We start from the raw sequence: 26567 nt of genomic DNA, 5'->3' as shown, positions 1-26567 counted from the left end.
TTAAAGTGGTAGGAATTAGAAGCGCATCATATTCCTCACTACTCAAACTAAGTTATTTCAAAAAGCCTAAGTCTTTCACCGAAAAATTCGTCAGGTTCGGAAAAACGTAGTCCATCGCGCTGTCTGTATTCACTCCCATCCACTTCGCGATCGTCGCACCGATTTGCTCAACGGATGTCGTTGGAATCATACGCCCTTTGTTGAAGTCATTCTCTCCATCAAGGATCAGAGATGGCCATTGCCCGTACAATTGCCCACCGTTCAGAGCGCCACCCATGATAAGGTGATTACTCGCCCAGCCGTGATCAGTACCGGTGCCATTACTTGCCAGACGGCGACCAAAATCGGACATGGTCATTGTGGTCACCTTGTCACCTAAACCAGCGGCCTCCATGGATTGATTAAATGCTGCAAGTGACTGGCTCAGGGCGCTCATCAGTTCTGCATGGTCGTTCAATTGGTTGGCGTGGGTATCAAAACCACCAAAACCGACAAAGTAAACTTGCCTTTGGTGACCCAGTTGATCGCTCGATTTAATCAGTCGAGCAACCGTGTGTAGCTGCTTACTCAACGAGAAATCGGGAAAGTGGTCTTCTTCGGGTATCGAACTGATCGCATTTGCGAGTGTATCTCTTATTGAAACCGAGTCGTTTTTCACCCGGTCAAACTCTCGTCCGAACGCGGTGTGTGGCGATAAACTCATAACACGATCGAAACTTTTTCGACGCTGAGTATTGCTAATCGCATTTACTCTAGGTAGCGAAGAGGCATTGATCAGATTAGCCGTATAGTCACTGCCGTTCAAAAGTTGAGCATACCCGTTAAGACTGAAAGTTGGGCTAATGGCATCTGATTCACTGCTCAATACATCCATTAGTCGCCCTGCCCAACCTAGCGTCGTATTACTACCAGACCAACCGCGTTGCCATTCCGCTTGCTGGGAATTATGAGAAAACAAGAAAGGTGGCATGGCATGTGTACCATCTTTCAATCCCGTCTTAGTCGCAGGTTCAATGAGTACACCGCTATTAGCAATAGCGACCATTTTCCCGCTATCGAATAGACTTTGAGCCTCACCCATAGAAGGATGCAAACTCAACGATAAACTTGACCCAGTGTTTAATGATAAAGGAAGCAGTGATGCTTGTGGGATGGCAATGTCTGGGCGAGCATTCGCGTATTCATCGTAGTGTGCGTTATCATTAGGCACCAACATATTGAAACCATCATTGCCACCAAATAAAAAGACACAAACCAGAGCCTTATAATCATTATTTGGCAACGCATAAGCGGAGCTGGTGCCCATCATGGAAACAATGGGTGTTGAGGCCATAGCCGCTAATAATTGACGACGTGAAATCATTGGGCTAGCTCCTCAATGTGAAACTCTTGGCTCGTTACTGCGATATAGATGGCATTACGAACCTTTAAACTCTGTTGTGTATCTCGAAGCTCTTCTAATGCTTCTAATACTATTTCCCTAAGTTCATCACTCATTCTTTCAGAGAGTAAGCGTCTTTCAATTTCTGCAATTAGAGCTTCGTGATCATTGGCGATAGCTTCTAACGGCGCTGTATTGATCACAATACGAGAGGGATTAGTCTCTCCCTCATAGTTTGTTCTGCCGGTTGCTGCCCAAAGTTGGTTGTTAGTCAAAATGAAATTATTCCAACTCAATATTTCAAACTCAGGCGCTACGTCGTTAGCCGCTGCTATTTCACCATTTGGCGCGTAGTCCGGAGAGAAAAAGTTGAACACACTTGGTGAGCCCAGTGGTGACTGTCCGTATGCACCAAATGTATTGATGGAGTTATGGAATCGTCCTGTAGGATCAGCCGACTTAGCCTCAAATGCGCGGAAAAAATTAGTCATCGCGATCAAGGGTTCTTTCATTTTAACCGGTGTTCGGTCACCACCGCTCACTGCTTCGCTATCGGTTAATATGCCACGAATCACGGCTTTCAAGTCGCCCCTCACACCTGAACCATTATCCGCAAACAATGCACTAATTCTAGCGACATAAGCAGGAGAAGGGTTCGACGTGACCAATCTTTGAATAAGATGTTTACTGATTAATGGCGCGGTGTTGGGGTGGTTGAGTAACATATCCATTGCTTGCGCCATGTCTTGCTCTGGCGTCTGACCTTGAGCAAACACATTGCCCATCACGACTTTTTGCTCATCATCATGGTAGTCAGGATACGCCACCATTGGGACAAGCCAATTTCCCTCTTTCGATCCCCACCACGGTTTGGTTTTTTCAGCGATGTGCCAGCCTGTAAATACTCGCGCAAGATTTTCAATATCATCCTGCGAATAAGTTGGGATCAGTTGCCCTTGGCTATCTAGCTTATCCGTACCATCTTGGTTTAACTCATACAGACCGATGCTAAACAGCTGCATCACTTCACGTGCATAGTTCTCATCTGGAAAACGATTATTGTCTGGATCCGCTTTTTGGTTTGCCATCATGGATAGGTAATCACCCATTGCAGCATGCAGCGTTACCGATTCTATAAGATCACGATAGTTGCCAAACGCATGGGTGATAAGCATATCGTAGTAATCGGTCATCTCGACTGCGCGACCACCTAGGCTCGCACCATACCTTGAGATCACGAACAGTTCACTCAACGCGAAGGCGACACGCTGGCGAAGTTGGTCGGGCGCATTCAGGCTAACATCCCACCAAACCGCCACGCGATCAGATTGGCTGTAAGTGTCTGCGTTCTCTGCCAACGTGTATTGTTGCAAACGAGTTGAGTGCAACGTTGGCGACATAGAAAATTGCTGATCTAACCATGCGGAATAGCCTAGATTCGCTAGTTCTTGATAAGAGTCTGGCTCTGGGCCAAATGTCGAGCGATACAGAAGGTCGTAACGCTGTTCTTGTGTTAGAGAGTTGGGTGTAGTTGAATCTCCCTCGCCTCCACCGCACGCTGAGAGTATTGAGAGACTAAGAAAACAGACGCTCAGTTTTAATAGAGAACGCTTTAACATATAAGACAATCCAGAAACACATACACTACATATAATTTACCGCACACTAGCGAAGAACGTCATTCGCGGCAATTCGGTGCAGCATAAAGCGTGCTACGGGTTCAAGTTTAACAATCAAACCAATACACAATCCTAGCGACGCAGCTTAGTAAAAATGTGTCCGCAGAAAGGTGCTCGAAAATGGTAAAAAAGCGTGCAATTTACTCCTGCCAACCAGCGAAGTATTCGAGTAAGAAATCAATAGCCAACCTCGCTCTTAATGGCAGGAAATGTCGGTTTTGGTACACAATCCAGCTACTATTGCCACTGCCCCAATAGGGTTCAAGTATCGGCACTAAACGCCCAGAAGAAATAGCATCGTTAAAGCTACTCTTTGGCAAATAGGCAATACCTAAGCCTTCGGTACAGGCTTGCAGAACCGTGTGGGCATTATTGCTTTTCCATCGACCATGTACCTTCACTCCATCTAACGGCTGTCCGTCTTTCTCAAACAGCCAAACGTCTTTGTTTGCGATGATGCAGCTGTGATGTTTAAGCTGCTCCGGGTGCGTTGGTAAGCCATGTTCGTCAATATAACTCTGACTTGCAGCCGCTGCCATTGGACGGTCCACCAGCTTTCTTGCAATTAAGCCGGAATCACTGAGCCTTCCGTAACGAATCGCAAAATCAAAGCCGTCTTCAATAAAGTTAACCATGCTGGTGTTGAAGTTAATCTCTACCGTGAGATTGGGGTGTTGCTTAGCGAACTCCATCAAAGCGGGGGCAACGTGGTTTTCAGAAAATGCACCAGCAGCACTGACTCTTAGTACGCCACTCAATTGAGTCTGCTGCGTCGTTAACGTCTCATTCGCTTGCTGAAGCCCAATCACTAGCTCCTTGCATTGTTGATAATACGCCTGACCTGCATCAGTCAAACTCACCATTCTCGTTGAACGTGCTAACAAAGCGACACCTAACCGCTCTTCTAATCTCGTGACTTGGCGACTCACGTGACTGGTGCTGCATCCCAACTGTTTTGCCGCGGCAGAAAACCCTTTGCTCTCCGCAACCGTAACAAACTCGTTAATGCCTTCGAAACTATCCATAATCACCTGTGCTATAACTATCTTTGCTATTTAGCAATAATGTTTTGCCAATTAAACGTATTATCACTTATTTGATTAGCAATTAGTATGAAGGTGTTCAACAAATACACGCAATTTCACAAGGACATCATCATGAAGAAAGTACTGATTATCGTTACAAACCACGCAACACTAGGTGAAACTGACCAAGCCAACGGAACTTACGCACCAGAGCTAACGCATGCCTTGAGCGAATTATTGGATGCCGGCTTTGATTACGACATAGCTTCTATCAAAGGTGGTCAAGCTCCTCTATACGGAACAGATATCGAAGGCGATGCAGTAAACGCAAAAATATTGGCGGATGATGATTTCCAAAACCGTGTGAACAACACAATTCCTGTATCGCAAATCAATGGAAATAACTACGATGCGATCTTCTACCCAGGCGGCTTTGGTCTGCTTTCAGATCTAGCAAACAACGAAGACTTCGCTAAGATTTCGGCAAAGCACTATGAAGATGGCGGTATTGTCGCAGCAGTTTGTCATGGCCCGGGTGCCCTACTACCAATTACGCTGAGCAATGGTGAGAAGCTGCTTGCATCTAAATCAGTGACTGGTTTTACTCGCGAAGAAGAGATTGACTTTGGCACCATCAACGACATCCCATTCTTATTGGAAGAGTCTTTGGCTCGTGGCGCAGCGCGTTACTCGAAAGTGCAGCCATGGCAAGAGCTTATCATCGTTGATGACCGCGTCATCACAGGTCAAAACCCGACGAGCGCTCATGGTGTAGGCAAAGCTATCGTTGATCTTCTGAAGTAAAGATTAACTTCAAGCCGAATAAAAAAGGAAAGCATGTTTGGTACTGCTTTCCTTTTTCTTTATCTCAGGACTCGTTTGTTCACAGTGTCTGCAGGCGGATAACCGAAGGCTTTCTTGTAGGCATTCGTAAAGTTCGAAGGGTGGCGATAACCCGCGTAGTAAGCGACTTCCGTTATTGACGCTAAACCTTGTTCTAGGTGCTTACGAGCAACCTCCAAGCGTCGGCGACGTATGTAACTTTTTAGACTACAACCAATCACTTCTTTGAACTTGCGTCTGAGGTTGGACTCACTTGTGTATGTATACTCCGCTAACGCCTTAACAGAAAGGTCGCTATCGAGGTTGTCTTCAATGTGGTTAATAAGATCATCAATCGATCTCTTGGTGTTCTCCGTTGTGATTGTCGGGGCTTCTAACAAAACAGACTTCACAGGTATATCGCTGTTCGTGAGCTGTTCAAACACCTCTAAAACCAAGTTTTGAGTCAGCGCCTCCAACTTAATTTTCTTAAATGTTTCGTTTCCGTTGTGTAACTCAATAATCTTATCGATCGTTGAACGTAAGTGCTCATTGGAATACAGGTCAAAGTTAGATAAGTGTTGCGAGATAAATTCGTCTACTCGACTGCCTTCTTCTACTCGCTCCGCAATCCACTCCTGAGGGATCAGGACTTTCAACTTAGCCACCTTATTCCCCTTTTGAACAGTACGTCTAAAAGTGGCAGGCTTGGCCAAATTAACAACTAGGCCTTGATAGCCATCTTTAGAGTCCATCTTAAAGTTCAAATCATCGTAACTAAAATCAAGTTTACCATTCGTTAAGATTATTAGGATCAAAGCCTTACGTGCTGTGGATATGACTTGATGATCTTTAAGCTCAGTTGTCGTTCCCCAATGAAGAGAGAAGCTCTCTTTGACCTTGCACGTATCCACATTCCCTTCAAGAAGTGGATCTGCCTCGGTGAATTGTTCAGACACCATTTGGTACTTCTCTTCGGTCTCGATCCAACGCACAAGAGCACTTTTCCTAAAAGATGAAGATATTCGACTATTCATAAGTGCCTGCCAATTTTCATAACAGTCTAGTTACTTTGCATAACTCAAACTGCTGTTCCAGAAAGAAAAATGAAATTACCATAAATGATAATAAATATCATTAACATCAATTGGACTTTTCATGAAATGGCTTTTTCTCTCTATTGCTTTAATCACTCAGCTACCCAGTGCTCTAGCAATGAGCGTTGATGCAAACAAAGCTCAAAACATCAAGTTCGACTCTCAAACGGAACTGATTTTAAAGGTCGATAAACCCGGATATTACCGTGGCTACATTCGCAGCGAAGGGTTTATGGACCAAGTGATTGCATTTAACTCTTCTGGCGACCCAATCAAAAAGCTACTTAACGACCACTCTCGTGAAACGGAGATATTTTGGTACGTGGATGAAGCTGATACCTATCAAATCGAAGTAACTACGGACAGCAACGAACCAGTCAACGTCGAGATGCAACTCAACCCGATGGCGCTAAAAAGCGATCAGTATCTATCTCCCGATCTACCAATAATTAGTTCAACTCTCTCTCAAACCGCTCAAGATATAAAAGGTGGTGTAAAAGATGCCGAAAAAAAATTTTGGCAAATCATTGAATCGCAAGGCGCACCGTTAGTTGAATACCAAACACCCAACAAAGCTATCGTGACCTTTTTATATAGAGGTAACGTTAACAATGTGCGCTTGTTAGGTGCTCCTTATGGCGGCCACGCTCAGATGAGTCAAATTAAAGGTAGTGACATTTGGTTTCGTTCATTTGAAGTACCAGACACGACACGCCTTTCATACCGAATTGCGCCCAATGTGCCGCAACTGCGAGATGACATTAATCGCGAACAGAGAAAAGCAGTGCTAGCGACAGCAGCACCCGACCCACTAAACCTGAACCCAACTTTTGGAGCAGACACAGGTCTCTTTGGTTCGGCTTCAACGTTAACGCTGGATTATGCGCCTACAGATAAGGTCGCAACGGAACAAGAGCAACCTAAAGGGCTGGTTCGCCACCTTTCTTACCGTGACTCAATGAGTAACGAAGAGAGAAAGATCAGTATCTATGAGCCTAATAAAGTGTACCCATTAGATAGGACTTCACCTCTACTGATTCTCTTCGATGGTGATGCCTACCTAGATAAAGTACCAACTCCGCTTGTAATGGATAACTTGATTGCCGACAAAGCCATTCCACCAATGAGAGTCGTGTTTGTTAACCCACCAAGGCCAAGTTTGCGGGGTAAGGAACTCACTCCCAATGAGACGTTCGCCAACATGTTGGCAAATGAGCTGATGCCGTGGCTTTGTGACACGCAGTCTATATGCCCAACCGCAGAGAACACGGTGTTGTCTGGCTCGAGTTATGGCGGCTTAGCATCGACTTATATTGCTTTGGAGCACCCAGAACGTTTTGGCAAGGTTCTGAGTCAATCTGGTTCATTTTGGTGGAAACCACGAGACGCCAAACAGCAGTTACTCAAGCAACAGAGTTGGATGAGTGAGCTTGCCGCAACCAAAAGAAAAATGGACATTCAATTCTACCTCAACGCCGGTGTATTTGAGACAGAGCCAAAGAACGCAAGTATTTATCAAACCAACAGAAACCTATTCAACACCTTAAAACAAAAGGGCTATTCCGTGACGTTCAAAAGCGTCGCGAGTGGACATGACTACTATAGCTGGCGCGTGATGCTGGCCGATGGACTAACAACGTTATTTAATAAATAAGTACCAAGGATCCTCCAAGAAATGGAACATATAAAAACAAAGAAACATCAATTAGCAGTGGCCGTCGCTTTGGCGGTCTTCACCTCGTTACCTTCAGTGGCAAGTGAATCGGCACAACACACAGAGACTATGGTGGTAACAGCCAACCAATACGAAACATCGATAAAAAACGCACCGGCATCCATTTCAGTGATCACGCGTGAAGATATCGACAAACTGCCTGCTACCGACATATCGACAGCACTAGAGAGCGTGGCAGGTGTGCACGTTGCTAAGACAACAGGTGCTGAGCCAAGAATTATTATCCGTGGTCTGCAGAATCAAAATTCATCTAACGGTAACTACACTCTGTTTTTGATCAACGGACGTCGAATCAGCTCGAGTGAAACCGTGATCCGTGGTGCTTCATTCGATCTATCAAGTATTCCAATGAGCGCTATTGAACAGATCGAAGTGGTAAGAGGGCCAATGTCTTCGCTCTACGGTAGTGAAGCGATTGGGGGTGTGGTCAACGTAATCCTGAAAAAAGCGTCAACAGAAACCCATGTTTCAGGCAGCCTGAGTTACAGTATGCCAGAAGACAACAACGCCAATGCACTGTTGCCCAATGCTGGCGGCGAATTAAAGACAGGGAATACATTTGTTAGCGGCTCAATCATTCCTGATGTACTAACCTACACCGCGACCGTAGACATCAGTGATCAAGAAGCGTGGTTCCCAGATAATGCAGGCGAGAACTTTTCCCCTCAGACAGAGCAGAAAAGAAACGTGTTCCGAGGCTCTTTAAACTGGTTTGTCACCGACAGGGACGACATCTACCTTGATGTGTCCTATTCAAAAGATGAACGTGTGGAGAACAGCTACTTTAGCAGTAGAAATTTATTAGCAACGAGTTATTACGATGGCAAAAAGCTGACCAGTACTTTAGGCCATGTGCGCAGTTGGGATTGGGGCGAATCGGATACCAGTTACTTCTATGAAACAGCACAAGTGAACGAAAACAACTTCCACCCATTGGTTGATGAAGCTGAACTGAACCAAGACAACCACACCGTAGATTCAAGATTTGTGGTCGACCATTTTGACAGCCAGATTCTATCGCTCGGTGCCCAGGTCTCTTACACTAGCGTCGAGAACCAACGTGACTATTCGAGCTCACGCTCAGTGACGCAAAGTGCCGTCTATCTTCAAGATGAGTATTTCGTGACGGATGATTTCGCAGCAACATTAAGCGGACGTCTCACGCACAACAACCAGTTTGGCAATGACTTCAGCCCACGTGTCTACTTTGTTTACAACGGTATTAATAACGTAACCTTAAAAGGTGGTTACGGTGAAGGCTTTAAGTCACCAACCCTGTTCCAATCGTCGGAAGATTTCTCTCTGGTAAGCTGTGGTGGACGATGCACACTTGTTGGTAATCCCGATCTGAAGCCACAAACATCGAAAACATACGAGTTATCTGCCATGTACTCTGGCGTCGATGGTTATGTGCAAGCTACAGGTTTCTTCAATGATGTTAAGAACTTGATTGACCGTGACTTAACACCTTTCTTCGATGGAACATCGACCATCATTCAATACGAAAACGTAGACAAAGTTGAAACAAAAGGTGTTGAACTTGAGGGTAGCTATGAGTTCTCTACAAGCTGGTCATTTACAGCCAATGCAACCTACACCGATGCTGTTAACAAAGTAGATGATAAAGACATCGCTTACACTCCAGAATGGTTGGCAAACGCAAATCTAAACTGGCTGGCAACACGTGATTTATCTTTCTTTACTGGTCTTAACTACACCGGTAAGCAAAAAGATGGTAGCGACAATAACCTCGACGCCTACACGGTTGTTTCATTAGGTGGTGCATATGCGCTTAATGAGAACTTCACATTCCGTGCAGGCGTAACTAACCTGACGGATGAACGTTTAGACCAATCGACACAAAACTACGAAGAGACAGAGATGGGCCGAACATACTATGTAAAAGTCGATTTCGACTTCTAATCTGACTCACCACCCTCACTCTTTGCAACAATAACCATCGAGAACCCTGTCACTGTGCAGGGTTCCATTTATCTCTTCAACTGAATACTACCCAATCAACCCTCAAAAGCAGGAAAAGGCGAACAATGTAAATTCACCTATTCCTCTTTATTTGAATTCCGCCAGCGCATACTTTCATCATCATAAAGAGTTGAGGTTCTAACCATGAAAAGTATGACAATCATTGCTTTGTGCGCAGCTTGTTTTTCCGCATCAACATACGCAAATACCTTCACTGACTTGTTCGACGGTGTGACAATCGGAGCCGGTTATGCTTCCGATTCTGCTGAAGGGTCTACACTTGGAGGTTACTCTGTTTATTCTCAAGGCACTTTGTTCCCTTCTTTAAAAGACTATTTGTTTACAGACTTTCGATATACAACGACTAGTAAAGAGGATTATTGGCTTGATCCTTCGAGCAATTTAATCAAGCAAGATGTTGATTTGAATCGATATCAGGCTTCCCTTGGTCTGGGTTACCCGTTCCAAGTATCTGAGTCTGTGGTTCTCAAACCGTACGCGACTGCAGGTTGGTCTTGGGATAAAGTGGAATACTCAGACGCTGGTAGTGGTGCTAATCAAAAAGACAATAGCTTTATGTCAAGTGCCGGCATTCAAGGCGAGTTTGGCAAACACTTTGTTACCGGAATCGGGTATTCAAAAGAAACGAGTGGCTTTAAATTAGGACAATGGACATTTGATGTCGGCTACCGCTTTTAAGTACACAAACTATCGTAGTCAGTAAGGGGCCGAAACTCTTAATTGGCCCCACTTTATCCCCACCTATGCACCTACCAAAGGCAAAACAATCAGAGCACTAACGCTTATCTAACCAAATCTCCGCTAAGTTAAATAAACCGAAGTTATTTGGTCGATGCCCTCTTATTGAAGAGTGACAATTATAACGTGTCGACTTACGCCACAGTGGCAGTACCCGATACTCATCGATACAGTGTTGCTCCAATTGATAAAAGAAATCAGGCAATGACTGACTCAGTAACATTTGGTTTCTCCAACGCTGAATGGTCGTTACAGGCAGCATTAATTGAGCGTAATCGCTACAGAGTAGCCAGTAATACTGACCAAGAGTAACGTTGTTCCCAAACGAGTAATCTCCAACCCAAAAATCGGCAGCTTCAATGCTATTTACAGGAATGGTCTCTATCCCAAGATGATTAAGGTGTTCTAAAGCTGAATGCAACACTCCTGAGTCCTCAACAAAGTAACGCAGTGTCGTGAACTCCAAACTCTCTACAATTTGCTCGTCGCTCAATGGAGTTAAAGCTTTTAACTCCAACGCTTCGCCATATCCGATTAAGGTAGTGCATGGATTTTTAGATGTATTGGGGGCGCGTTTAATCTTGTGCTTAAATAGATAAACTAAAACCTTACGCATGTTTTTGGGTAGTCGTTGGTGGAAACATAATGCATTACATCCGTTGATTGGGATGTCTTCACTGCTAAAAGACTTTGGCGTATTAATGCTCTCATATCGAATTACATAAGGATTAAGTTGCGCCTCCGCCGAATCAAGACGCCAAAAATCGGCACGGCTTAAAATACCGTGGACTCCAAAATAACGTTCATTTTTAACGAGTGACCAAGATGACTCATTACGGGTATCCCAACTATAACTTCCTGTACCGATAGGAAAACCCTCTTCAATCTCGTTGTTTAAAATCACCGAAAAGTGCACATCAGATAACAAATGCAGCAACATAGGATCGTCATAGCGCATTCGTATCTCCACCCACTGCCTATTAACTTCAATACTTTCAATTGATGCGAGTAGTTGACGATAAAGATCGTTGTAGTCTTTCAACTTAAGAAAATGTTCTCGAACTAATTGGGGAGTAAGTAAGACGCCATTGTGGAAATGCACGTTGGGACGAATCCGAAAGGCAAAACCAAAATCAGTCTTTTGGAATTGATGCGCTAGGTGAGGCGTAAAGGAATCAGTCAAAGGGTCAAAATTAATTAAAGTATCAAACAATACCGTGGCGTATAGACCTGAATGTATGTCAAACAGATCGACTGGATGACAACGTTCTAACGCATGAGGGACAATAAAGATGACTTGATCGGAATTTTCGTTACTTTCTGAATAGGTCTCAAGCCACTTAGGCAAATTTTTCCTAAACCATCCTTGATAGTGGAACGTTTCTGCGAACTGGTAGGCGTCATTCAAACTACCAGCCTGAACTTTTGATAGAACCTGAAGAGTCAACAGCTCTTCGAATTTCACGACAATTGAGAAGTGTGACTTAATCCCCCTCCCTCGACCTGCCACCCAATTAATCAAACCAAGCGCATGCAGTTTCTTCATCACTTTGGTCACATTTCGAGTTGAACAAAACAACACCTCAGAAAGCTCGGCAATACTCGTTTCTATGTCCCCCAGCCCGAAAGCATCTTCCAATTGCCTCAATCTTTGCAGATGGATCGCACTGATCGCCTCATACATATTGATCCCTCTTTTAATGAGTTTCAGGATTAGGATACCGGTGACCCACACCAAGATACCCGAAAATAAACAGCGTCTATACTTCTATAGTATGGGACACAAAAACATGAACACACCCAAGAGAAGCCGTCATCTTTTAGATAAACCAATGTCTATACACTCCCACTCTCTTTACCGACATACCAATTTGGCAAAACGTGATCACCGTGATTCCCCGGTACACCTACACCCACGAGGAACCTCATGCTATTCAATAAGCCACATCTATCCTTAAATAAGCTGCCTTTTGTAATGGCGCTCTATTACACGTTAGTTGTAAACATACCCATCGTCAGAGAACTATGGAAGATCGTCAGCGAACTAGAAGCAGCACAAATTGGCTTTGTTGTTTCTATACCGTTGTTCTTCTTTGCGGCTTTTTACTTGATCTTTCATTTATTCAATTGGCCACGCTTTTCCAAAATCTTCTATGTTTTTCTGCTACTGTCTTCCAGCATAGTCAGTTATACCATGTACAACTACGGTATCTTTGTCGACTATGGAATGATTGAAAATTTATTCGAAACAAACACTACCGAGGCGAGCAACTACATTAGTGCTTACTCCGTCATATGGTTCGCCCTTATGGGCGGTATACCCGCACTATTACTTGCCTTTACATCGTTAGAGAAGAAATCTTGGAAGAACTTTTTGGGCTGGAAGCTCATTGGAATGACAGGTTCGATGCTTGTCATATCGATCATTGCTGCACTCTATTACCAAAACTACGCTTCCGTTGGCCGCAACAACCACTACCTATTAAAAATGATCATTCCGACAGCCTATGTAGGTGCTACGGCGAAATACATCAATAATACCTACATCAAAGAGCCACAACCCTATCAAGAGCTAGGCCTGGACGCGAAGCAAACAGACTCTGCCCTTTCGGCAACAAAACCCACACTACTTGTTTTCGTTCTCGGGGAAACAGCTAGAGTATACAACTACGAGTATTACGGCTACAAAAGAGAAACTAACGCATACACAAAGCCTTACGAGCCTGTTTTCTTCTCGAATGTTCAATCCTGTGGCACTGCCACTGCTGTTTCCGTACCTTGTATGTTTTCCAATATGAATCGTAGTAATTACGACAAAGAGACAGCGTACAATCAAGACAACGTCGTCGATATCATGACGCGAGCAGGAGTCCAAATCAATTGGAGAGAGCATGACGGCGGAGATAAAGGCGTCGCCCACAAAATTCGAAAAATGGCTCTACTACCACACGATAATGACCACCTATGCAATAGTCAGGTTTGCTATGATACTGCGATGTTGGAAGAGTTTGACAGTGACACTAAAAACCTGAGTGAGAATAACGTATTGTTCTACCACATCGTCGGTTCACACGGGCCAACGTATTACAAACGCTACCCTAAAGAACATCGCCGGTTCATCCCGGATTGCCCTAGAGCGGACATTGAAAACTGCACTCATGAACAGTTAGTAAACAGCTATGACAATAGCATCTTATTTACGGATTACTTTCTTTCACAAATCATGAGCAAGCTTGAGCAACTCCAAGATAAATACAATGTTGCGCTAATCTATGTGTCTGATCACGGTGAATCTTTAGGAGAGAATGGCGTTTATCTGCACGGTATGCCTTATTCATTTGCACCGAAAGAGCAAACACATGTACCGATGATCTTCTGGTCATCAAATGATTTTGCGACTCAGAAAAATCTTAACGTGAATTGTTTACGAGAAAAGGGACAAAACGCACACCTATCTCATGACAACATATTCGACTCGCTACTGGGGATTATGGATGTGCAGACCTCAGAATATCGCAAGGACCAAGATCTCTTTGCACAATGTCGACAATAACCCTCTCATGAGGCGCTAAGGGTGGGTTCGTTGCTATTGCGACGAGCCCATCAACGCTATTAGATTCGCCTGATTCTTCAGCTCACAACACCCCATTAAGTTACGACGTCACCGTTAGTTCTGTCTAGCGCTATCCATCACGCATTCACATCATTTGCATCAATCTTCGTAAATAATTATTCACCTTAAATGGTCAAAAAACCCAATTGTTGCATCAGGTAAACTGCAATAGTTCATCTCTAGGGAAGTGCCCGTCTAACTCTTGGTGTTGTAAGCCATGTTATAGGCTATTCATTGGTGTATTCCTATTCTCCATAGCTATATTCCGACCACGTTTCGTTCACGCCGATAAGTGATTCATTTAGCCGCACATCTTTGAATAGATATTAAATGAAAAGCGTTATTTATTTTGTTCCCACGATACTTTAGACTGCGATTAAAAGTTGTAAAATGAAACAAGGACAGACAATGAGCTCAACTCAAATTTTAGACCAAGCATTGATCGAAAGCGGTCGCGATATCCCACTAACGGAGCTCCTATTTGCTAAGCGAGTGTTGGACAACTATCTAGCTGTGGCGAAAGAAACAAGCCCAACCGAGCTACTTGTGGAAATGCGCGAAGCAGCTCAAGGTGTTGAATACTTCAAGACTACATCAAACCCGTGTGAAGCTCGAAATGTGATTAGCGAAATGTTTAAAGCCATCGATGCGGCTCATTCATTCGAAGACTACAAGACCATTGCGTCCAAGCCACAGCAAGCACTGCATGAACTTATCCTAGATAGAGCACAACTTATCAAGCATGAGCGAGGTCTACTCCTGGCTGCGGGTTACGACTTATCACGCGTGTAGACATCAAAGACTGAACCTACTTTCTCTGGGAAATAGATGCCACCAGCAAACGCGCAATTTGAACTTTGAACTTCTTCATGCGTTTGCGCCCAAAGAAGTGTTAGAGGGCATAAAAAACCCAGACGGACATATTGAGTCACGTCTGGGTTAGGTACAAGCCAGCACTCCATATAGAGACGATCAGGACGAGATCTTTGTAAAGCTCCTGTACCGCTTGATTGAACTCCACCTGATTGGGATTACGCTGTTCCAGCCATTGGAAAAAATCTTGATGGTCTTGTGTTACGGACATGCCTTAAACCTCCTTCAGTTTGAAAGCTACGATGAGCGCAAAGCAGCTACTCAATGAGAATAGCACTAGAACCGCTGCCATATTCCACTGTGCCATAAATCCGCTGACTACCCCGTATATCAGAAGCAGAACACCAATGACCGTATTACTCACAGAGACATAGTCTGTTCGTTTGTTACCGTCAGCCATATCAACAAGGTACGTCTTTCTCCCTAGCCGCACCCCTTGATGAGTGACAGCAAGAAGAAAATAAAGTAAGAGATAAACGGCTAAAACAGAATTTGATGACAAGTTGGGTTCGAACAGAATGTGAAACAAGGCCGAGAACAGAAATATGCCAATCGACAATGTCGCCGTTAATAGGATGACATATCGACTGCTTTTATCAGCGAGAAGTCCCCAAAACAAACCACTGGCTAGATTGGCAAGCCCAGTTAGAATCACAAAAAGGAGAACACCCGCAAAGTCGGTATGAGGCGTGGCAAGCAAAACGATAAATGGTGCTGCCAGTCCAGAGCCCATTAGCAGCGTACGCACTGTAACAAAGCATTGGAATTGCTTATCGTATCGTAAAAGGTTGAGGTTGCGAACAGCAACTTTAAATCCATTATTGGCTCCTTCGGTCGCACCAGCATATTCAATGATCGACCCAAAGCTCAGTGCAGCTAATAACCAGCAAAGGCTCGCGATCACTAGCATGACAAGCAAGAATGTGACTGAGGGTTGTTGAAAGGAAAGCATGCTCCCAGTAACAACTAAAGTCACAATGCCGGAAAGACTGGCGCTCAACCCACCTAGCCGACCTCGTCGTGCTTTAGGTACCGTTTTCCCTAGTACATCTTTGTTTGCAATGGAGCATAAGCCGCGACTGAACGAAAAGAAGATCAACAATAAAATGATGGCCCAACCCAATTCAACACCCTCAAGTTGAGTAGCGGAAATAGCCATCAACGCAACCAGAGCTCCCTGCAGCAGCGATCCAATAACATAAAATTGCTTACGCTGTTGAAATTGCCGAACAAGGCCACCAAGAAATAGCTGTGGTATGAGAGAACCTGACTCACGAATGGGAACCAAAAGCGCAGCAAAGAAAGCCGGAGCACCCGCCGAAGCAAGTAGCCAAGGCAGAACAACTTTACTGCTGCTAAACGAATCGGCAAGCTTGGTGCTGAATTGGGCCACTAAGATTTTTAGAAAATTACCGGGAATTTCTCGGCAAGCCTTTTCGGATATACCGCTACACGCCCTCGCATCCTCTTCGTTCGAAAGTCGTTCATAAAGTGTCGTACTATTGAGTTTCATTCTTTCCTCCGCAGCTCTTTGGTACGGAGGAAACTGAAACTAAGTTCAAAGACATTCTCAATAACGTGTTTTAAGTGAGATACTCGTTATTTTTCTTGCTTTGAGCCAAATAAGTTTAACACCAACACACCAAGGGCTATCGCAATGGAAATCGAAATTAGTCGCGTAGTTTGAGCCGAAAATGACTCGATACCAGGATTACTGATAATCTGATAGGTCAGTACTGTAAAGTTAGTAAAAAGCAACTGATAAATAGTCAAATTCGTTTGACGACGTATAGCAAAACACGCCAACTGTAGGCCACAGAAAATAGCGATACCTAACACAACATAGGTAGACGTCCCAATCGTAACCGCTAGCATACACGGCAACGTAAACAGTATCCCCAACGTTGCTGTAACAAATCGATGCTGCCCAAAAGAGTGGCTATCTCGGTTGATTGGAGGTCTAATCATGCACCCAAATGTGATGGCGATTAACAATGTTTGTGTACTTTCCAATGCAATAAGAGCGTATAAGACCACACAGAGCGCTGTCGCTTTAAAAAGGATGATTCCTATCCACTCGTTTGCACCATCAATATTGCTGTCGTCTGGCTGTATATCTTTCTCATCACCAGGAAACAACCAGAAACTGACGTATGTGGCAATTAACGCCACAACAAAGCCCATAAAGAGAATCCAAGGTAAACCAGATAGAGATACCGCCGTTTGTTGACTCATCACTATAACCAACAACACCACTATCAACGTAAGTGTTGAAACGATATCTTTTGGATCGCGATGACTTCGGTAGTAGCTCCAGCAAAGAAGCGACCAACTAAACAACAAAAAGCCAGTACTAGAGCTCAAGAGAGTTTCTGACAGTGTTGTGATACCAAAGCTAAGCACTGACAATACCGCCAACAATTTCAACATCATGTTGAACGGAGGTTTAGACGGCATAAGTGTCAACAAAATAACAACAAATACGGGTGCCAGAAATGGGACTGGAGCACCAGAATAGTGTAAGTAAAACAGCAATAGAATCGGAGTGAAAACCAACCTAAAGATTGGGTTTGCCGGATTATGAAACATAGGTCCAAATACTCAGCACTTTCATCCATATTGAAGCAAGCCATTCTCCAAACGAGCTCTGCTCAGTGTAAAAGGCTACCGTTGCTTTAGAACCATAGCGGATGTTTTCTGGAATAATCTCCTCATCAAAAACAACATTTACTGGGTAGCGCTGTGCATTTAGAGAATTGTTGTCTGCAACCAAAAAGCCGGTCGTAGAATCCACCTCATTACTGCCTCCAGTCCCCCAGCCAATACTTTCCACTCGGCCTTCAAAGACTCGCCCAGGCAGTGCATCTAATACAATTTGTGCTTTTTGACCGGCACGAATATTCTCAAGAGAGTTTTCACGTACGAGCGCAGATACCCAAACCCCTCTAGGATCTATGAACGTTAACAGTGGCGAGCCCGTCGTCGCTTTCTGTCCTGTCGTAAGCTGTAAGTTTGAAACGATACCATTCGATGGAGCAACAACTTTGGTTCTTTGTAGATCCAGTTGCGCCTTTTCTAAACGAGCAATGGCAGCCAAGATCTGTGGGTTGTCTTTCCCTTCAGGCCCTAGATTATGCTTTGCTTGAACGAGCCCAGCTTCAGCTGCCTCTAAGTTAGCCTGAGCACGTGCTTTTAGTTCATTCGCATCATCTAACTCAGATTTACTTAGTACACCCTTTGCAGCCAACTCAGAAACACGAGCAGCTTGCTCTCTCGCATTGTCTCTTGCAGCCAGTGACTCAATGACCTTAGCTTGCGCAACTTCAACGGCTGCGGTGCTCGCTCCAATATTCTGACCAGCGATGGCTAAATTTGCTTCTGCTGATCGCAGATTAATTTGATAGTCCCTTGGGTCAATTTCAAAAAGGACCTCACCCGCATCAACAATCTCATTGTTGCGAACATGAATTTGAGTCAGATTCCCTGATACTTCAGGTGTAATACGTACTAGGTACGAGTGAATTCTGGCAGTGCTTGTAATAGGTGTGACTCTGTCAGCCCATAAGCTATACAACCAAACAACAAGAACGACACCTATGACTATGAAACTCAATTTTCTAGATGAAGACTCTGCTTTAGACATTCTATTTGCTCTTTTCCTTACAATTTAAGGTTTTAATATTACTATTGATAAATTTAATCGTGCAATGAAAATATATTTCTCGCGGAAATTTGGTCGGAGTTGATCACGTTGTGCTCATAAATCGAGTAGTAGTAGAGAGGTTTCGCTGAATGGGTTCATTGCCCGACGGACGAGCTTTGAACATTGTGATTGGTATCGGTGTGTGAAAATTCTGGCTTTTCTATGATCTCTCGTCGTATTACGTCTAAAAGTCAAACAAGGATAGACTGACAAGTACTAAGAAAATAGGTATTTGTCAGTCTAATTTTTAAATGAGTACAAGAAAATTTAGTACACTATTTTAATCGTCTATCTCTCATTATTAATCGATACGTGACAACTGAAGGCAGCGCCCTGTGTTGGAATAATATTAACGTCTAGTTCCATTTTCTTACTTTCATCCTTAAGATCATTTTTTAGAACCTGGCGCACCTTATCGCAATCCGACAATTTTTGGTCCATATCTTGGTTTTTTAGGTCCCAATTAGTATTAAAGTACCATATACCATCTTGAATCGAATATGTGCCATAAGTCATTGCATAATCGTTTTCTTGGTCTTCAAATGAGCCTGACAAACCATTTAATGCCGAAGCACAACCTGTTAGCATTATTCCAGAAAGAGCCATAACTAGTGCTGATTTCACTATCATATTCATTGCATTTTACCTTACTACATTACTTCTATTTAATTTTTAGTTGGAATATATGGGTGTGTTTCTATCGACTTTAGATTTGGGCACACACAATCACTCTCTATGAATCGTGTTTACTTTAATTGTTGTAAAGTAAATCCATTACCATTCCCAACCAGCCCCTACATAGCTAGACACTTGTTCTGTCCCGGTATCATAAGCACCACCTAATTTGACAGTGAACTGCTCATTAATTCGCATACCCGCACCTAAAGCTAATGCGTTGGCACTTCCAGAGTGACCCAATGCAACTGTGGTATTAATCTTACCTACATTATAAGGGCTGACTAAACCGGCAAATGCTGACGCTTGAGCCATTCCGCCGTCTATACGTTTAGCTTGCTTTTTAAGTGCTTCACGCAGATCTTTAATTTGCAGTTCATTCTTCGCAATATTCGCTGAATTGTATTGAATATCCGTTGTATTCTGATCTGCTGTTGATTGAGCTGCATCTGCAGCATCTCTTGCTTGGTTGGCACTATTCGTTGCTTGATCGAGAATACCGGTGGCAGTAGGTGAACCACCTACCAATTGTTCAATTTGACCAATACGACTATTAAAGTGTCCTTGGTTAGTCGCAATGACGCCCTGGTTAGCTTTTAATTGGTCTACGTCACCCACGACACCATGTTGACCATCTGAGCCCCCTAGAACATGTTCGACGACATCTTGACGCTCATCCATATCATGCGCTATCTGTTTAACACCCTCTGCTAGATGAGTACGCTCGGATTTAGATTCAGTATTAACTTTAGCCAACTGGTCATGGGAAGCTGCATTTAAAGCAGAGTGCTCAATAGTATTAACACGACCTTGCAATGCATGAGTTTCAGATTGCAGTGCTGTTATTGCACCTCCATTCGTGCGAGATGCTGTCATCGCATTGTTAGCTGTAGTTTGAGCGCTTGCTGCATTACTAACTGCTGTAGCTGCACTTTGTTTGTTTTGTTCAACTTTGTGACTAATTGAGTCAGCGTTAGCTTGTAGCGTATTGTCGCGGCTTAATGGCGTACCTAACGCTTGCTCTACTTTATCCAAGCGGCTCTTTAAGCCTTCAGCGTTATAGTGGGTTGTGCTGCCTGTAGGATGCCCATTGGAGTCAAGTACTGGCGTAGTTACATCACCCCCGCTGAGTTCTGCATGAATATTGCTATTTTCTGCAACTAGGTTAGCAATATGATCCTGGTTGTGGTTTGCCGTAGATAGCGCCGTTCCCGCTGTTGACGAGGCTCCAGCAATTTGACTGGACAAGGTATCAGCTTTCTGAGTTAGGTGATTCTCTGCATGTTGTACACCTACTTTTTGCTCCAACTCATCTAAGCGAGCTTTCAAGCCTACGGTATGAGTAGTGGTTTGAGGTACCATTCGCGGATTTTGCGGGTCGGTCATATCAACATGACTCTTAGTAACGATATCACCACCAGTGAGAAGCTTACGGTTGTCCTGTAACATCTTCGTTTTAGGAGTATCTTGAGTCACCATAGCACTCACTTTTTGCTGTAATTCAGAGATAGATTGGCCCGTTTGCGGCGTTAAATCACGCTTTAGTTTTTCAATCTCATCGGCATTAACTTGGATCTTTTGTTGTAAACCCTGACCGTCTACGGCTGTAGTTGAATCACCAAAGCTTTGAACATTAGCAGTGGCTGCGATTGCTGAAGAAGTCGCTAGAAGAACGGAACTAGCTAGAAGTGTTTTAGTAAATGTATTCAAAATAACGTGCCTGTCTAATTATCATTAAAGTATTGTTTCCCTTGCTCCTGACGAAGAAATTAAAATATTATTATTCTATTTTTAAAATCATTATGTTTTTAATCCAACACTTATAGTGAGTCATGCTCATCAATTTCATTTTTAAAATACTTCCCGCTAACGCAGATCCAATAGGAACCAATGCAATCACTATAAACACACCGACAGCGCCTAATTTTAATGGCGTAAATATACCTTTCCATTAAACGGGCATGTACTATCAAAGCTGAGGTACATGTTTTATTTTTTATATATCAATCCCTATTTTATAAATATTGTGATTTATCACTGGATGGTGAGATATTCCATTAGCATGAAATTGAATTCCTACATGACAAGGTTTACAAAGCTACAATTAAGTTTTTTTGTAGGGTTGGTACTAACTTGCTGTATGGCTCTCAAAAGAACGGGCAGAAGTGTATGAAAATCAGTGAGTTTAAAAGATGACGTATTCTACCTAGATCGTTCATCTTTTTTCATCACTCTAAAAAAGTGAGGGTAAGATACATATTGGGGCGGACTGGGACCATGACAATCATAGTAAGCAACGACTTAATACGATTAGTCTCATCTAAACCCTATTTTTGATAGCCAGAGGGAGAACAAAAGTATAGATAGGCGCATAAAATTACCGAACACCTAATAATTTTTTAAAGGCATAGAAACTCTACTAAAGCGCATTATCGAATACCTGTAAGCAATGATGCTGAACCTCACTATGTCGGCATAGCCAGACCGTTTGCTCGCAGCTATAGGGACACCCCAAAACGGTGATCACTTTCAATCCATGCTCTTTAGCAACATAGTCCGGAAGGTAAGCCAAAAGTGGTTGGTGTTTTACCAATGCTATCAGTGTTGAAATCGTGTCGACGCGTGCGGATATGCGACGGCTGAACTCTTCGTCATGCCAACCATCAAGGCTTCTATGTTTCGCCATTGCACCATAGATAGGCTTCGACGGCACAACGAAAGGATAATGAAGCAAACTTTCAATCGAGACCGCTTCCGCTCCTTCCTTTGAGAACAATGGATGATCTTGATTGGCGACGGTAACAAAATTTGCCTGACTCAGCTCTGTTGCTATTAACTGTCGTTGGTGTGGAGGAAACCCATTTAAGCTAGACACTAATGCAATATCGACCTCATGTTTGTTAAGTAATGTGAGGTCTTGAGCACTCTTTGTTTCAAGTGAGACATCATGATTATGACTCAATAAACGCTCAATCAAGCTTGGTACAAAATACCCCAGCACCGCCTCAGAACCGCTAACACGCAAATGTGGGCGACGTGGTTTACCCAGTTCCCGTTCAATTTTGTCATTGATCGCCAACATCTCAATAACTCGTTGAAACAACATATCTCCAGCTTCGGTGAGCCCCCATTGCGTGCCATGCTTGTCGAACAGTTTCTGTTGATAATAGGCTTCAATGCGCTTAATCAATTTAGATACTGTACCGGGCTGCATACCAATCTTTTTGGCTGCCTCACGCATACTTGGCGCTTTAGCTACCTCAACAAACACAGCCAAATCATTCAATTTCATCGCTCTTCCCTTGTTTCCATTTTGAAAACACTTGGTGAAATAATGTTTCTTAATTTTATCACCTTAAGTCTTTAAAATGGAGCGAATCAACGGATACATAGGAAACAGTATGCGACGCTTTCAACCATTAAATATCGCAACTCATACACTGAAAAATCGACTTGTTGTACCACCAATGGCTTCTCAGACAGCCACTACCGATGGATTAACGACAGACGCAACCACTGAACATTACCGAAACTTATCACGCTCCGGTGCTGGCTTAGTGATGGTTGAATACAGCTTCGTCCATACAACAGGCAAAAGTGAACCTAACCAACTTGGTGCTCACAATGATGAATGCATTGAAGGGATGACGAAAATTGCTGATGCAATCCACAGTAACGGTGCGAAAGCAGGCTTTCAGCTCACCCATTGCGGTGGCAAAGCACAACTCGATATCTGTCCCGATTTAATGGGCCCTTCAGGAATAACAGTCCCCGCTTATGACCGGACACTACCTCAACCAAAAGCAATGTCGGTAGATGATATTAAGCTATGGATTGAATCATTTGTCCAAGCAGCGATTCGAGTCGAGAAAGCAGGTTTTGATTTTGTTGAACTCCATTGCGCGCATGGATATGGCCTTAACCAATTTTTATCACCGATCACTAATCAAAGAGACGACCAATATGGAGGATCATTAGAAAATCGTATTCGAATGGTTGTAGATATCATCAAAGCCATTCGCTCGACTACCCAGTTGGCAGTCATGGTGCGTATCCCAGGACAAGATCTCTACCCACAAGGATTAACTCAAGAAAGCGTGGTTAAGATGTGTCAGTCTTTTATTGCAACTGGAGTTAGCATCATTGATGTCTCCTCTGGAATTGGCGGCTGGAACCGACCAAAAGATAGACGGGGTGAAGGCTATTTGGTTTCAGAGTCTCACTATCTTAAGAAAGCAGACTTGGGAGTACCTATCATTGGTGTAGGCGGTATAGAAACTGCCGACTATATCGAGCAAGCGTTAGAACATTCTTATTTCGATCTCGCGGCCGTCGGGCGGGCGATTCTACGTGGCCCAGAACAATTTGCTAATGACGTCATGACCGTCCACCCGCCAGAGATCGCTTACTGATATTGCCTAACAGATGCCGACATAGTTGATTAAGATAATATCCACTTGGGATCGTCAAGGAATTTGGGCGATCCCAATATGTTGATAATACGATGACTTGTTCGCCTTGTATCGACTATAAATTTTGTTTTACTTGATAGTTTAGATTGCAACTAAATCTGTCTATCCTAAGGCTAGTTTGGTTAGGATGTAACAAACTTCTGGGAAACGAAGGCAACCAACTTCATCCCACTCATCATGCTAATGATAAACAAGATGATGGTAATACTGCCCTCACCGAAACTAGCCACCGCTGGCCCAGGGCAAATCCCACCCAACCCCCAGCCTAAACCAAAAATAGATGCTCCCAAAACCAGTGTTCGGTCAATCTTTGTATTCGTAGGCAGATTCAAGGCGTTACCATCAAAAGTTTTACCACGGGGTTTGATAATGAAATGGTAAAAAGGCGTAAATACGAGTAAAGCTCCTCCCATCACAAAAGCAAGACTAGGGTCCCAATCCCCTGTGATATCAAGAAACGCAAAAATGTTGGCAGGATCAACCATGCCAGAAATATTCATTCCAATACCAAACAGAACACCGGACAAAAGAGCGATGAATAGCGAGACAGGATTCATTTAAAGCACTCCTAACATACGACGAACAAACACAACAGAAATCGCGACGATCATGAACGTACATGTTGCAACAACAGAACGTTTAGAAAAACGGCCCATGCCAATAATCCCATGTCCGCTCGTACAGCCATTGCTTAAACGAGTGCCTATACCGACTAATCCCCCAGCAACAATGACTAAACCAAGGTTCATAGCGCTTAAATCAGGTAACTCAAAGCCGATTGGACGCGTAAATACAATGCTGATCACCATTCCAAACAGAAACAATACTCGCCATAATCGATCTCCCGCTTTCGAGGTCAGTAACCCTCCAAGAATCCCACTGATACCTGCAACTTTTCCGCTAAACAACATAAGTAAACCTGCAGATAAGCCGAGCAAAGCACCCCCCGTTAAAGCGTGCCAAGGTATTGAGAACTCCATTTACTTCTCCTCTTGTTTATGTGCGCAAATGCGTTGTGAAGTGACACCATCAAGCTCACCACGCAAATCTAGCTACTATGATGATTTAACTTTATATATTAGTCAATTCTAATTTAGACAAGTTTAATCCACCACAGATAAACTGGACCTAGAAAGCCCTTACAAAATTACAGCACTAACAATTTTTTTCATTAAAAACTCAGGGGCCAGCACTAAAACCTTGTTTGAAGGAGGAATAAATTGGTGTATCATACGAAATATACTTAGTGTTCAAATTATTTTTGGTCACAACAGTCACTCAGAAACATTAAGGGAGAGTATGTCTCATACGGTTGAAAAAATAAGTGGTTCTTCCATGACAGCGTTTGATGCTGTTCTAGACAACATTATTCTCAAACCGACGTCTCAAGCCAGATACAATAGAATTCTTGTCATTCCAGCCTATCAGGGGATCACCGATGCGCTTTTGGAGAGTAAAAACACCTATGAACCTGGTGTCTATCATTACGCTCTAAGTGGCAGCGATTTATGGGAAAGCAAGTTAGATAGTGTCGTTCAACGACTTTTGTGGGTAAATGAAAGTGTATTCGCAGACCCGATGTTGCGTAGAGAGGCTGATGATTTCATTATCAAGCGAACCTCTCATACTCGAAGTTGGGTGCGCGAAAGTTTGGCTACTAAACGCTGTCTCCCCCAAATTCGGGAGCAATTAGCCGCTATTGGAGAAGTACACAGTGCTTATAACACTGCGCTAAAAGCAAAACGTTATGGTGTCCAAACAAAGTTCATTGATCTAAGTGATGCTACGAATGAGCCTTCTCAATCGTTTGATACTAAGTTAAAAAATAACTTAGAAGATGTAGATTTAAGTTGTGAGCTCCCTGTAGTGGCAGCCTGTTCTTCACATGACATCAATAAGAGCTACCAACACGATCGCCGTTATGGAGATTTAACATTAAGCCGTATTGCCGCAATAACAGATGCCAAGCAAGCTGTTATTCATAAATCTCACCATCTGAGTTCAGGGGATCCTACATTGATTGGTGAAGGTCAGGTTTCTCCTATGGAAGACTCGAGTTACCAAGTAGTCGATCAACTATCGGCGTTATCAAATGATGTTGTTCATCCGGCAGCTATTGCAGAGCTGTCTGAGAAAAACATTGATCTTCACATGAGATGTACCTTTGAGCCAGAGCATCCCGGCACTTTTATTAGTCGCGATCACAGCTCCGCTGAACATAAAATTGAACTGGTATCAGGTAAAGAAGATGTATGTTCGTTAAAAGTTGAGCTAAAAAATCACAGCATCGACTTCAATCAATTAGAGAAGCAGATCCAACTACAGTCTGAATTTAACTTGTTGCACAGGTACGTGAAGGGGAAAGTCGCGCATTACTATTTCAATTGTGACGTTCGTCATTTTGGGGCGATTCTGACTAAAGTAAAAAAGCTTATACCAGATAGCGATATTACGATTCAACAAGTTGCTTTGCTTTCGGTTCTTGGTTCAAAAATAGAACTAGAGCAGACGCTCCTAAAAGGTTGTCATGCTCTGGAAATAAATGGAATCAAACCTCTTCATACTTACAAATCTGAAAGCAAAAACAGCGTCAAATTTATTGTATCAAGTGCTCATTATCGAGCGTCTTCATGCGCTTTGCATGGTGCTTTTTTACAGTCATAAAGTTGAGTATCAACATGCCCCTATTCATTTTTACGGCGCGAAAATGGGCATCGTTGCCCAGTCGCCGTCAATGCCATCTCCAAAGT

The 26567-nt window shown here is 43.4% G+C and carries 22 protein-coding genes; 8 read left to right on the top strand and 14 right to left on the bottom strand.

Annotation, left to right across the window (positions count from 1 at the left end; all coding sequences use genetic code 11):
* Positions 1–52 precede the first annotated feature (52 nt).
* The 3 genes from vsple_RS20270 to vsple_RS20260 form a co-directional block, all read right to left on the bottom strand.
* Positions 53–1363 (bottom strand): DUF1501 domain-containing protein, encoded by a 1311-nt coding sequence (locus vsple_RS20270; protein WP_261884217.1) that lies wholly within the window; start codon positions 1361–1363, stop codon positions 53–55.
* Positions 1360–3000, bottom strand: a complete 1641-nt coding sequence (locus vsple_RS20265) for a DUF1800 domain-containing protein (protein ID WP_261884216.1) — start codon at positions 2998–3000, stop codon at positions 1360–1362. The genes vsple_RS20270 and vsple_RS20265 overlap by 4 nt, the downstream gene beginning before the upstream one ends.
* Before the next feature lie 200 nt (positions 3001–3200).
* Positions 3201–4085, bottom strand: coding sequence for a LysR family transcriptional regulator (locus vsple_RS20260; protein ID WP_261884215.1), 885 nt, complete (start codon positions 4083–4085; stop codon positions 3201–3203).
* 132 nt (positions 4086–4217) lie between these two features.
* Between vsple_RS20260 and vsple_RS20255 the strand changes: the two genes are divergently transcribed.
* Positions 4218–4889 carry a type 1 glutamine amidotransferase domain-containing protein gene (locus tag vsple_RS20255; RefSeq protein WP_261884214.1) on the top strand — a complete coding sequence of 224 codons (672 nt, stop codon included), beginning with the start codon at positions 4218–4220 and terminating at the stop codon, positions 4887–4889.
* A 59-nt stretch (positions 4890–4948) separates the two neighbouring features.
* Here vsple_RS20255 and vsple_RS20250 read toward each other — a convergent pair whose 3' ends face one another.
* Positions 4949–5902, bottom strand: a complete 954-nt coding sequence (locus tag vsple_RS20250; protein WP_261884213.1) for a helix-turn-helix transcriptional regulator — start codon at positions 5900–5902, stop codon at positions 4949–4951.
* A 163-nt stretch (positions 5903–6065) separates the two neighbouring features.
* Here vsple_RS20250 and vsple_RS20245 point away from each other — a divergent pair, with 163 nt between their 5' ends.
* The 3 genes from vsple_RS20245 (at position 6066) to vsple_RS20235 (ending at position 10421) form a co-directional block, all read left to right on the top strand.
* The gene (locus vsple_RS20245) at positions 6066–7658 is read left to right on the top strand and encodes an alpha/beta hydrolase-fold protein (RefSeq protein WP_261884212.1); all 1593 of its coding nucleotides are present in this window, start codon (positions 6066–6068) and stop codon (positions 7656–7658) included.
* Positions 7659–7679: 21 nt separating this feature from the next.
* Positions 7680–9662 carry a TonB-dependent receptor domain-containing protein gene (locus vsple_RS20240; RefSeq protein ID WP_261884211.1) on the top strand — a complete coding sequence of 661 codons (1983 nt, stop codon included), beginning with the start codon at positions 7680–7682 and terminating at the stop codon, positions 9660–9662.
* Between the two features lie 204 nt (positions 9663–9866).
* Entirely contained in the window at positions 9867–10421 is a 555-nt protein-coding gene (locus vsple_RS20235; RefSeq protein WP_261884210.1) for a porin family protein, read from the top strand.
* Positions 10422–10518: 97 nt separating this feature from the next.
* On the opposite strand, the gene vsple_RS20230 is transcribed toward vsple_RS20235, so the two are convergent.
* A complete protein-coding gene (locus vsple_RS20230; RefSeq protein ID WP_261884209.1) occupies positions 10519–12165 on the bottom strand; it encodes an SgrR family transcriptional regulator in 1647 nt (548 codons plus the stop codon).
* Positions 12166–12408: 243 nt separating this feature from the next.
* On the opposite strand from vsple_RS20230, the gene vsple_RS20225 reads away from it, so the two are divergent.
* Together vsple_RS20225 and vsple_RS20220 are read left to right on the top strand one after the other, a co-directional pair.
* The gene (locus vsple_RS20225; RefSeq protein ID WP_261884208.1) at positions 12409–14034 is read left to right on the top strand and encodes a phosphoethanolamine transferase; all 1626 of its coding nucleotides are present in this window, start codon (positions 12409–12411) and stop codon (positions 14032–14034) included.
* A 468-nt stretch (positions 14035–14502) separates the two neighbouring features.
* Entirely contained in the window at positions 14503–14886 is a 384-nt protein-coding gene (locus tag vsple_RS20220) for a hypothetical protein (RefSeq protein WP_255232975.1), read from the top strand.
* A gap of 136 nt (positions 14887–15022) precedes the next feature.
* On the opposite strand, the gene vsple_RS20215 is transcribed toward vsple_RS20220, so the two are convergent.
* The 7 genes from vsple_RS20215 to vsple_RS20185 form a co-directional block, all read right to left on the bottom strand.
* On the bottom strand, positions 15023–15178 hold the full coding sequence (locus tag vsple_RS20215) for a hypothetical protein (RefSeq protein WP_261884207.1): 156 nt from the start codon (positions 15176–15178) through the stop codon (positions 15023–15025).
* A 3-nt stretch (positions 15179–15181) separates the two neighbouring features.
* A complete protein-coding gene (locus vsple_RS20210) occupies positions 15182–16480 on the bottom strand; it encodes an MFS transporter (RefSeq protein WP_261884206.1) in 1299 nt (432 codons plus the stop codon).
* A gap of 86 nt (positions 16481–16566) precedes the next feature.
* Positions 16567–17556, bottom strand: a complete 990-nt coding sequence (locus tag vsple_RS20205) for a DUF2955 domain-containing protein (protein WP_261884205.1) — start codon at positions 17554–17556, stop codon at positions 16567–16569.
* A complete protein-coding gene (locus tag vsple_RS20200; RefSeq protein ID WP_261884204.1) occupies positions 17546–18610 on the bottom strand; it encodes an HlyD family secretion protein in 1065 nt (354 codons plus the stop codon). Before vsple_RS20200 ends, vsple_RS20205 begins: the two co-directional genes overlap by 11 nt.
* A 348-nt stretch (positions 18611–18958) precedes the next feature.
* Positions 18959–19306, bottom strand: a complete 348-nt coding sequence (locus vsple_RS20195) for a hypothetical protein (RefSeq protein WP_261884203.1) — start codon at positions 19304–19306, stop codon at positions 18959–18961.
* Positions 19307–19444: 138 nt separating this feature from the next.
* Positions 19445–21055 carry a YadA C-terminal domain-containing protein gene (locus vsple_RS20190; RefSeq protein WP_261884202.1) on the bottom strand — a complete coding sequence of 537 codons (1611 nt, stop codon included), beginning with the start codon at positions 21053–21055 and terminating at the stop codon, positions 19445–19447.
* Between the two features lie 709 nt (positions 21056–21764).
* Positions 21765–22637 carry a LysR family transcriptional regulator gene (locus tag vsple_RS20185; RefSeq protein ID WP_261884201.1) on the bottom strand — a complete coding sequence of 291 codons (873 nt, stop codon included), beginning with the start codon at positions 22635–22637 and terminating at the stop codon, positions 21765–21767.
* 109 nt (positions 22638–22746) lie between these two features.
* Between vsple_RS20185 and vsple_RS20180 the strand changes: the two genes are divergently transcribed.
* The gene (locus vsple_RS20180; RefSeq protein ID WP_261884200.1) at positions 22747–23757 is read left to right on the top strand and encodes an NADH:flavin oxidoreductase; all 1011 of its coding nucleotides are present in this window, start codon (positions 22747–22749) and stop codon (positions 23755–23757) included.
* 182 nt (positions 23758–23939) lie between these two features.
* Here vsple_RS20180 and vsple_RS20175 read toward each other — a convergent pair whose 3' ends face one another.
* Together vsple_RS20175 and vsple_RS20170 are read right to left on the bottom strand one after the other, a co-directional pair.
* Positions 23940–24374, bottom strand: coding sequence for a YeeE/YedE family protein (locus vsple_RS20175; protein ID WP_261884199.1), 435 nt, complete (start codon positions 24372–24374; stop codon positions 23940–23942).
* Positions 24375–24797 carry a YeeE/YedE family protein gene (locus vsple_RS20170; protein ID WP_261884198.1) on the bottom strand — a complete coding sequence of 141 codons (423 nt, stop codon included), beginning with the start codon at positions 24795–24797 and terminating at the stop codon, positions 24375–24377.
* A 319-nt stretch (positions 24798–25116) separates the two neighbouring features.
* Here vsple_RS20170 and vsple_RS20165 point away from each other — a divergent pair, with 319 nt between their 5' ends.
* Positions 25117–26481, top strand: a complete 1365-nt coding sequence (locus vsple_RS20165; protein ID WP_261884197.1) for an amino acid kinase family protein — start codon at positions 25117–25119, stop codon at positions 26479–26481.
* The last annotated feature ends 86 nt before the right edge of the window (positions 26482–26567 follow it).

Origin of the sequence: Vibrio pelagius (genome assembly GCF_024347575.1) — a bacterium.
GTDB lineage: Bacteria > Pseudomonadota > Gammaproteobacteria > Enterobacterales > Vibrionaceae > Vibrio > Vibrio pelagius.
Note: the sequence above shows the minus strand (reverse complement) of the source record. Positions and strands in the feature narration are given on the sequence as shown.

Bases quoted from the DNA above. Each gene is read 5' to 3' on its own strand.
- vsple_RS20240 (WP_261884211.1), top strand. From the start codon at position 7,680: ATGGAACATATAAAAACAAAGAAACATCAATTAGCAGTGGCCGTCGCT.
- vsple_RS20165 (WP_261884197.1), top strand. From the start codon at position 25,117: ATGTCTCATACGGTTGAAAAAATAAGTGGTTCTTCCATGACAGCGTTT.
- vsple_RS20210 (WP_261884206.1), bottom strand. From the start codon at position 16,480: ATGAAACTCAATAGTACGACACTTTATGAACGACTTTCGAACGAAGAG.
- vsple_RS20225 (WP_261884208.1), top strand. From the start codon at position 12,409: ATGCTATTCAATAAGCCACATCTATCCTTAAATAAGCTGCCTTTTGTA.
- vsple_RS20175 (WP_261884199.1), bottom strand. From the start codon at position 24,374: ATGAATCCTGTCTCGCTATTCATCGCTCTTTTGTCCGGTGTTCTGTTT.
- vsple_RS20265 (WP_261884216.1), bottom strand. From the start codon at position 3,000: ATGTTAAAGCGTTCTCTATTAAAACTGAGCGTCTGTTTTCTTAGTCTC.
- vsple_RS20195 (WP_261884203.1), bottom strand. From the start codon at position 19,306: ATGAATATGATAGTGAAATCAGCACTAGTTATGGCTCTTTCTGGAATA.
- vsple_RS20260 (WP_261884215.1), bottom strand. From the start codon at position 4,085: ATGGATAGTTTCGAAGGCATTAACGAGTTTGTTACGGTTGCGGAGAGC.
- vsple_RS20220 (WP_255232975.1), top strand. From the start codon at position 14,503: ATGAGCTCAACTCAAATTTTAGACCAAGCATTGATCGAAAGCGGTCGC.
- vsple_RS20215 (WP_261884207.1), bottom strand. From the start codon at position 15,178: ATGTCCGTAACACAAGACCATCAAGATTTTTTCCAATGGCTGGAACAG.
- vsple_RS20270 (WP_261884217.1), bottom strand. From the start codon at position 1,363: ATGATTTCACGTCGTCAATTATTAGCGGCTATGGCCTCAACACCCATT.
- vsple_RS20185 (WP_261884201.1), bottom strand. From the start codon at position 22,637: ATGAAATTGAATGATTTGGCTGTGTTTGTTGAGGTAGCTAAAGCGCCA.
- vsple_RS20170 (WP_261884198.1), bottom strand. From the start codon at position 24,797: ATGGAGTTCTCAATACCTTGGCACGCTTTAACGGGGGGTGCTTTGCTC.
- vsple_RS20245 (WP_261884212.1), top strand. From the start codon at position 6,066: ATGAAATGGCTTTTTCTCTCTATTGCTTTAATCACTCAGCTACCCAGT.
- vsple_RS20230 (WP_261884209.1), bottom strand. From the start codon at position 12,165: ATGTATGAGGCGATCAGTGCGATCCATCTGCAAAGATTGAGGCAATTG.
- vsple_RS20255 (WP_261884214.1), top strand. From the start codon at position 4,218: ATGAAGAAAGTACTGATTATCGTTACAAACCACGCAACACTAGGTGAA.
- vsple_RS20200 (WP_261884204.1), bottom strand. From the start codon at position 18,610: ATGTCTAAAGCAGAGTCTTCATCTAGAAAATTGAGTTTCATAGTCATA.
- vsple_RS20180 (WP_261884200.1), top strand. From the start codon at position 22,747: ATGCGACGCTTTCAACCATTAAATATCGCAACTCATACACTGAAAAAT.
- vsple_RS20235 (WP_261884210.1), top strand. From the start codon at position 9,867: ATGAAAAGTATGACAATCATTGCTTTGTGCGCAGCTTGTTTTTCCGCA.
- vsple_RS20205 (WP_261884205.1), bottom strand. From the start codon at position 17,556: ATGTTTCATAATCCGGCAAACCCAATCTTTAGGTTGGTTTTCACTCCG.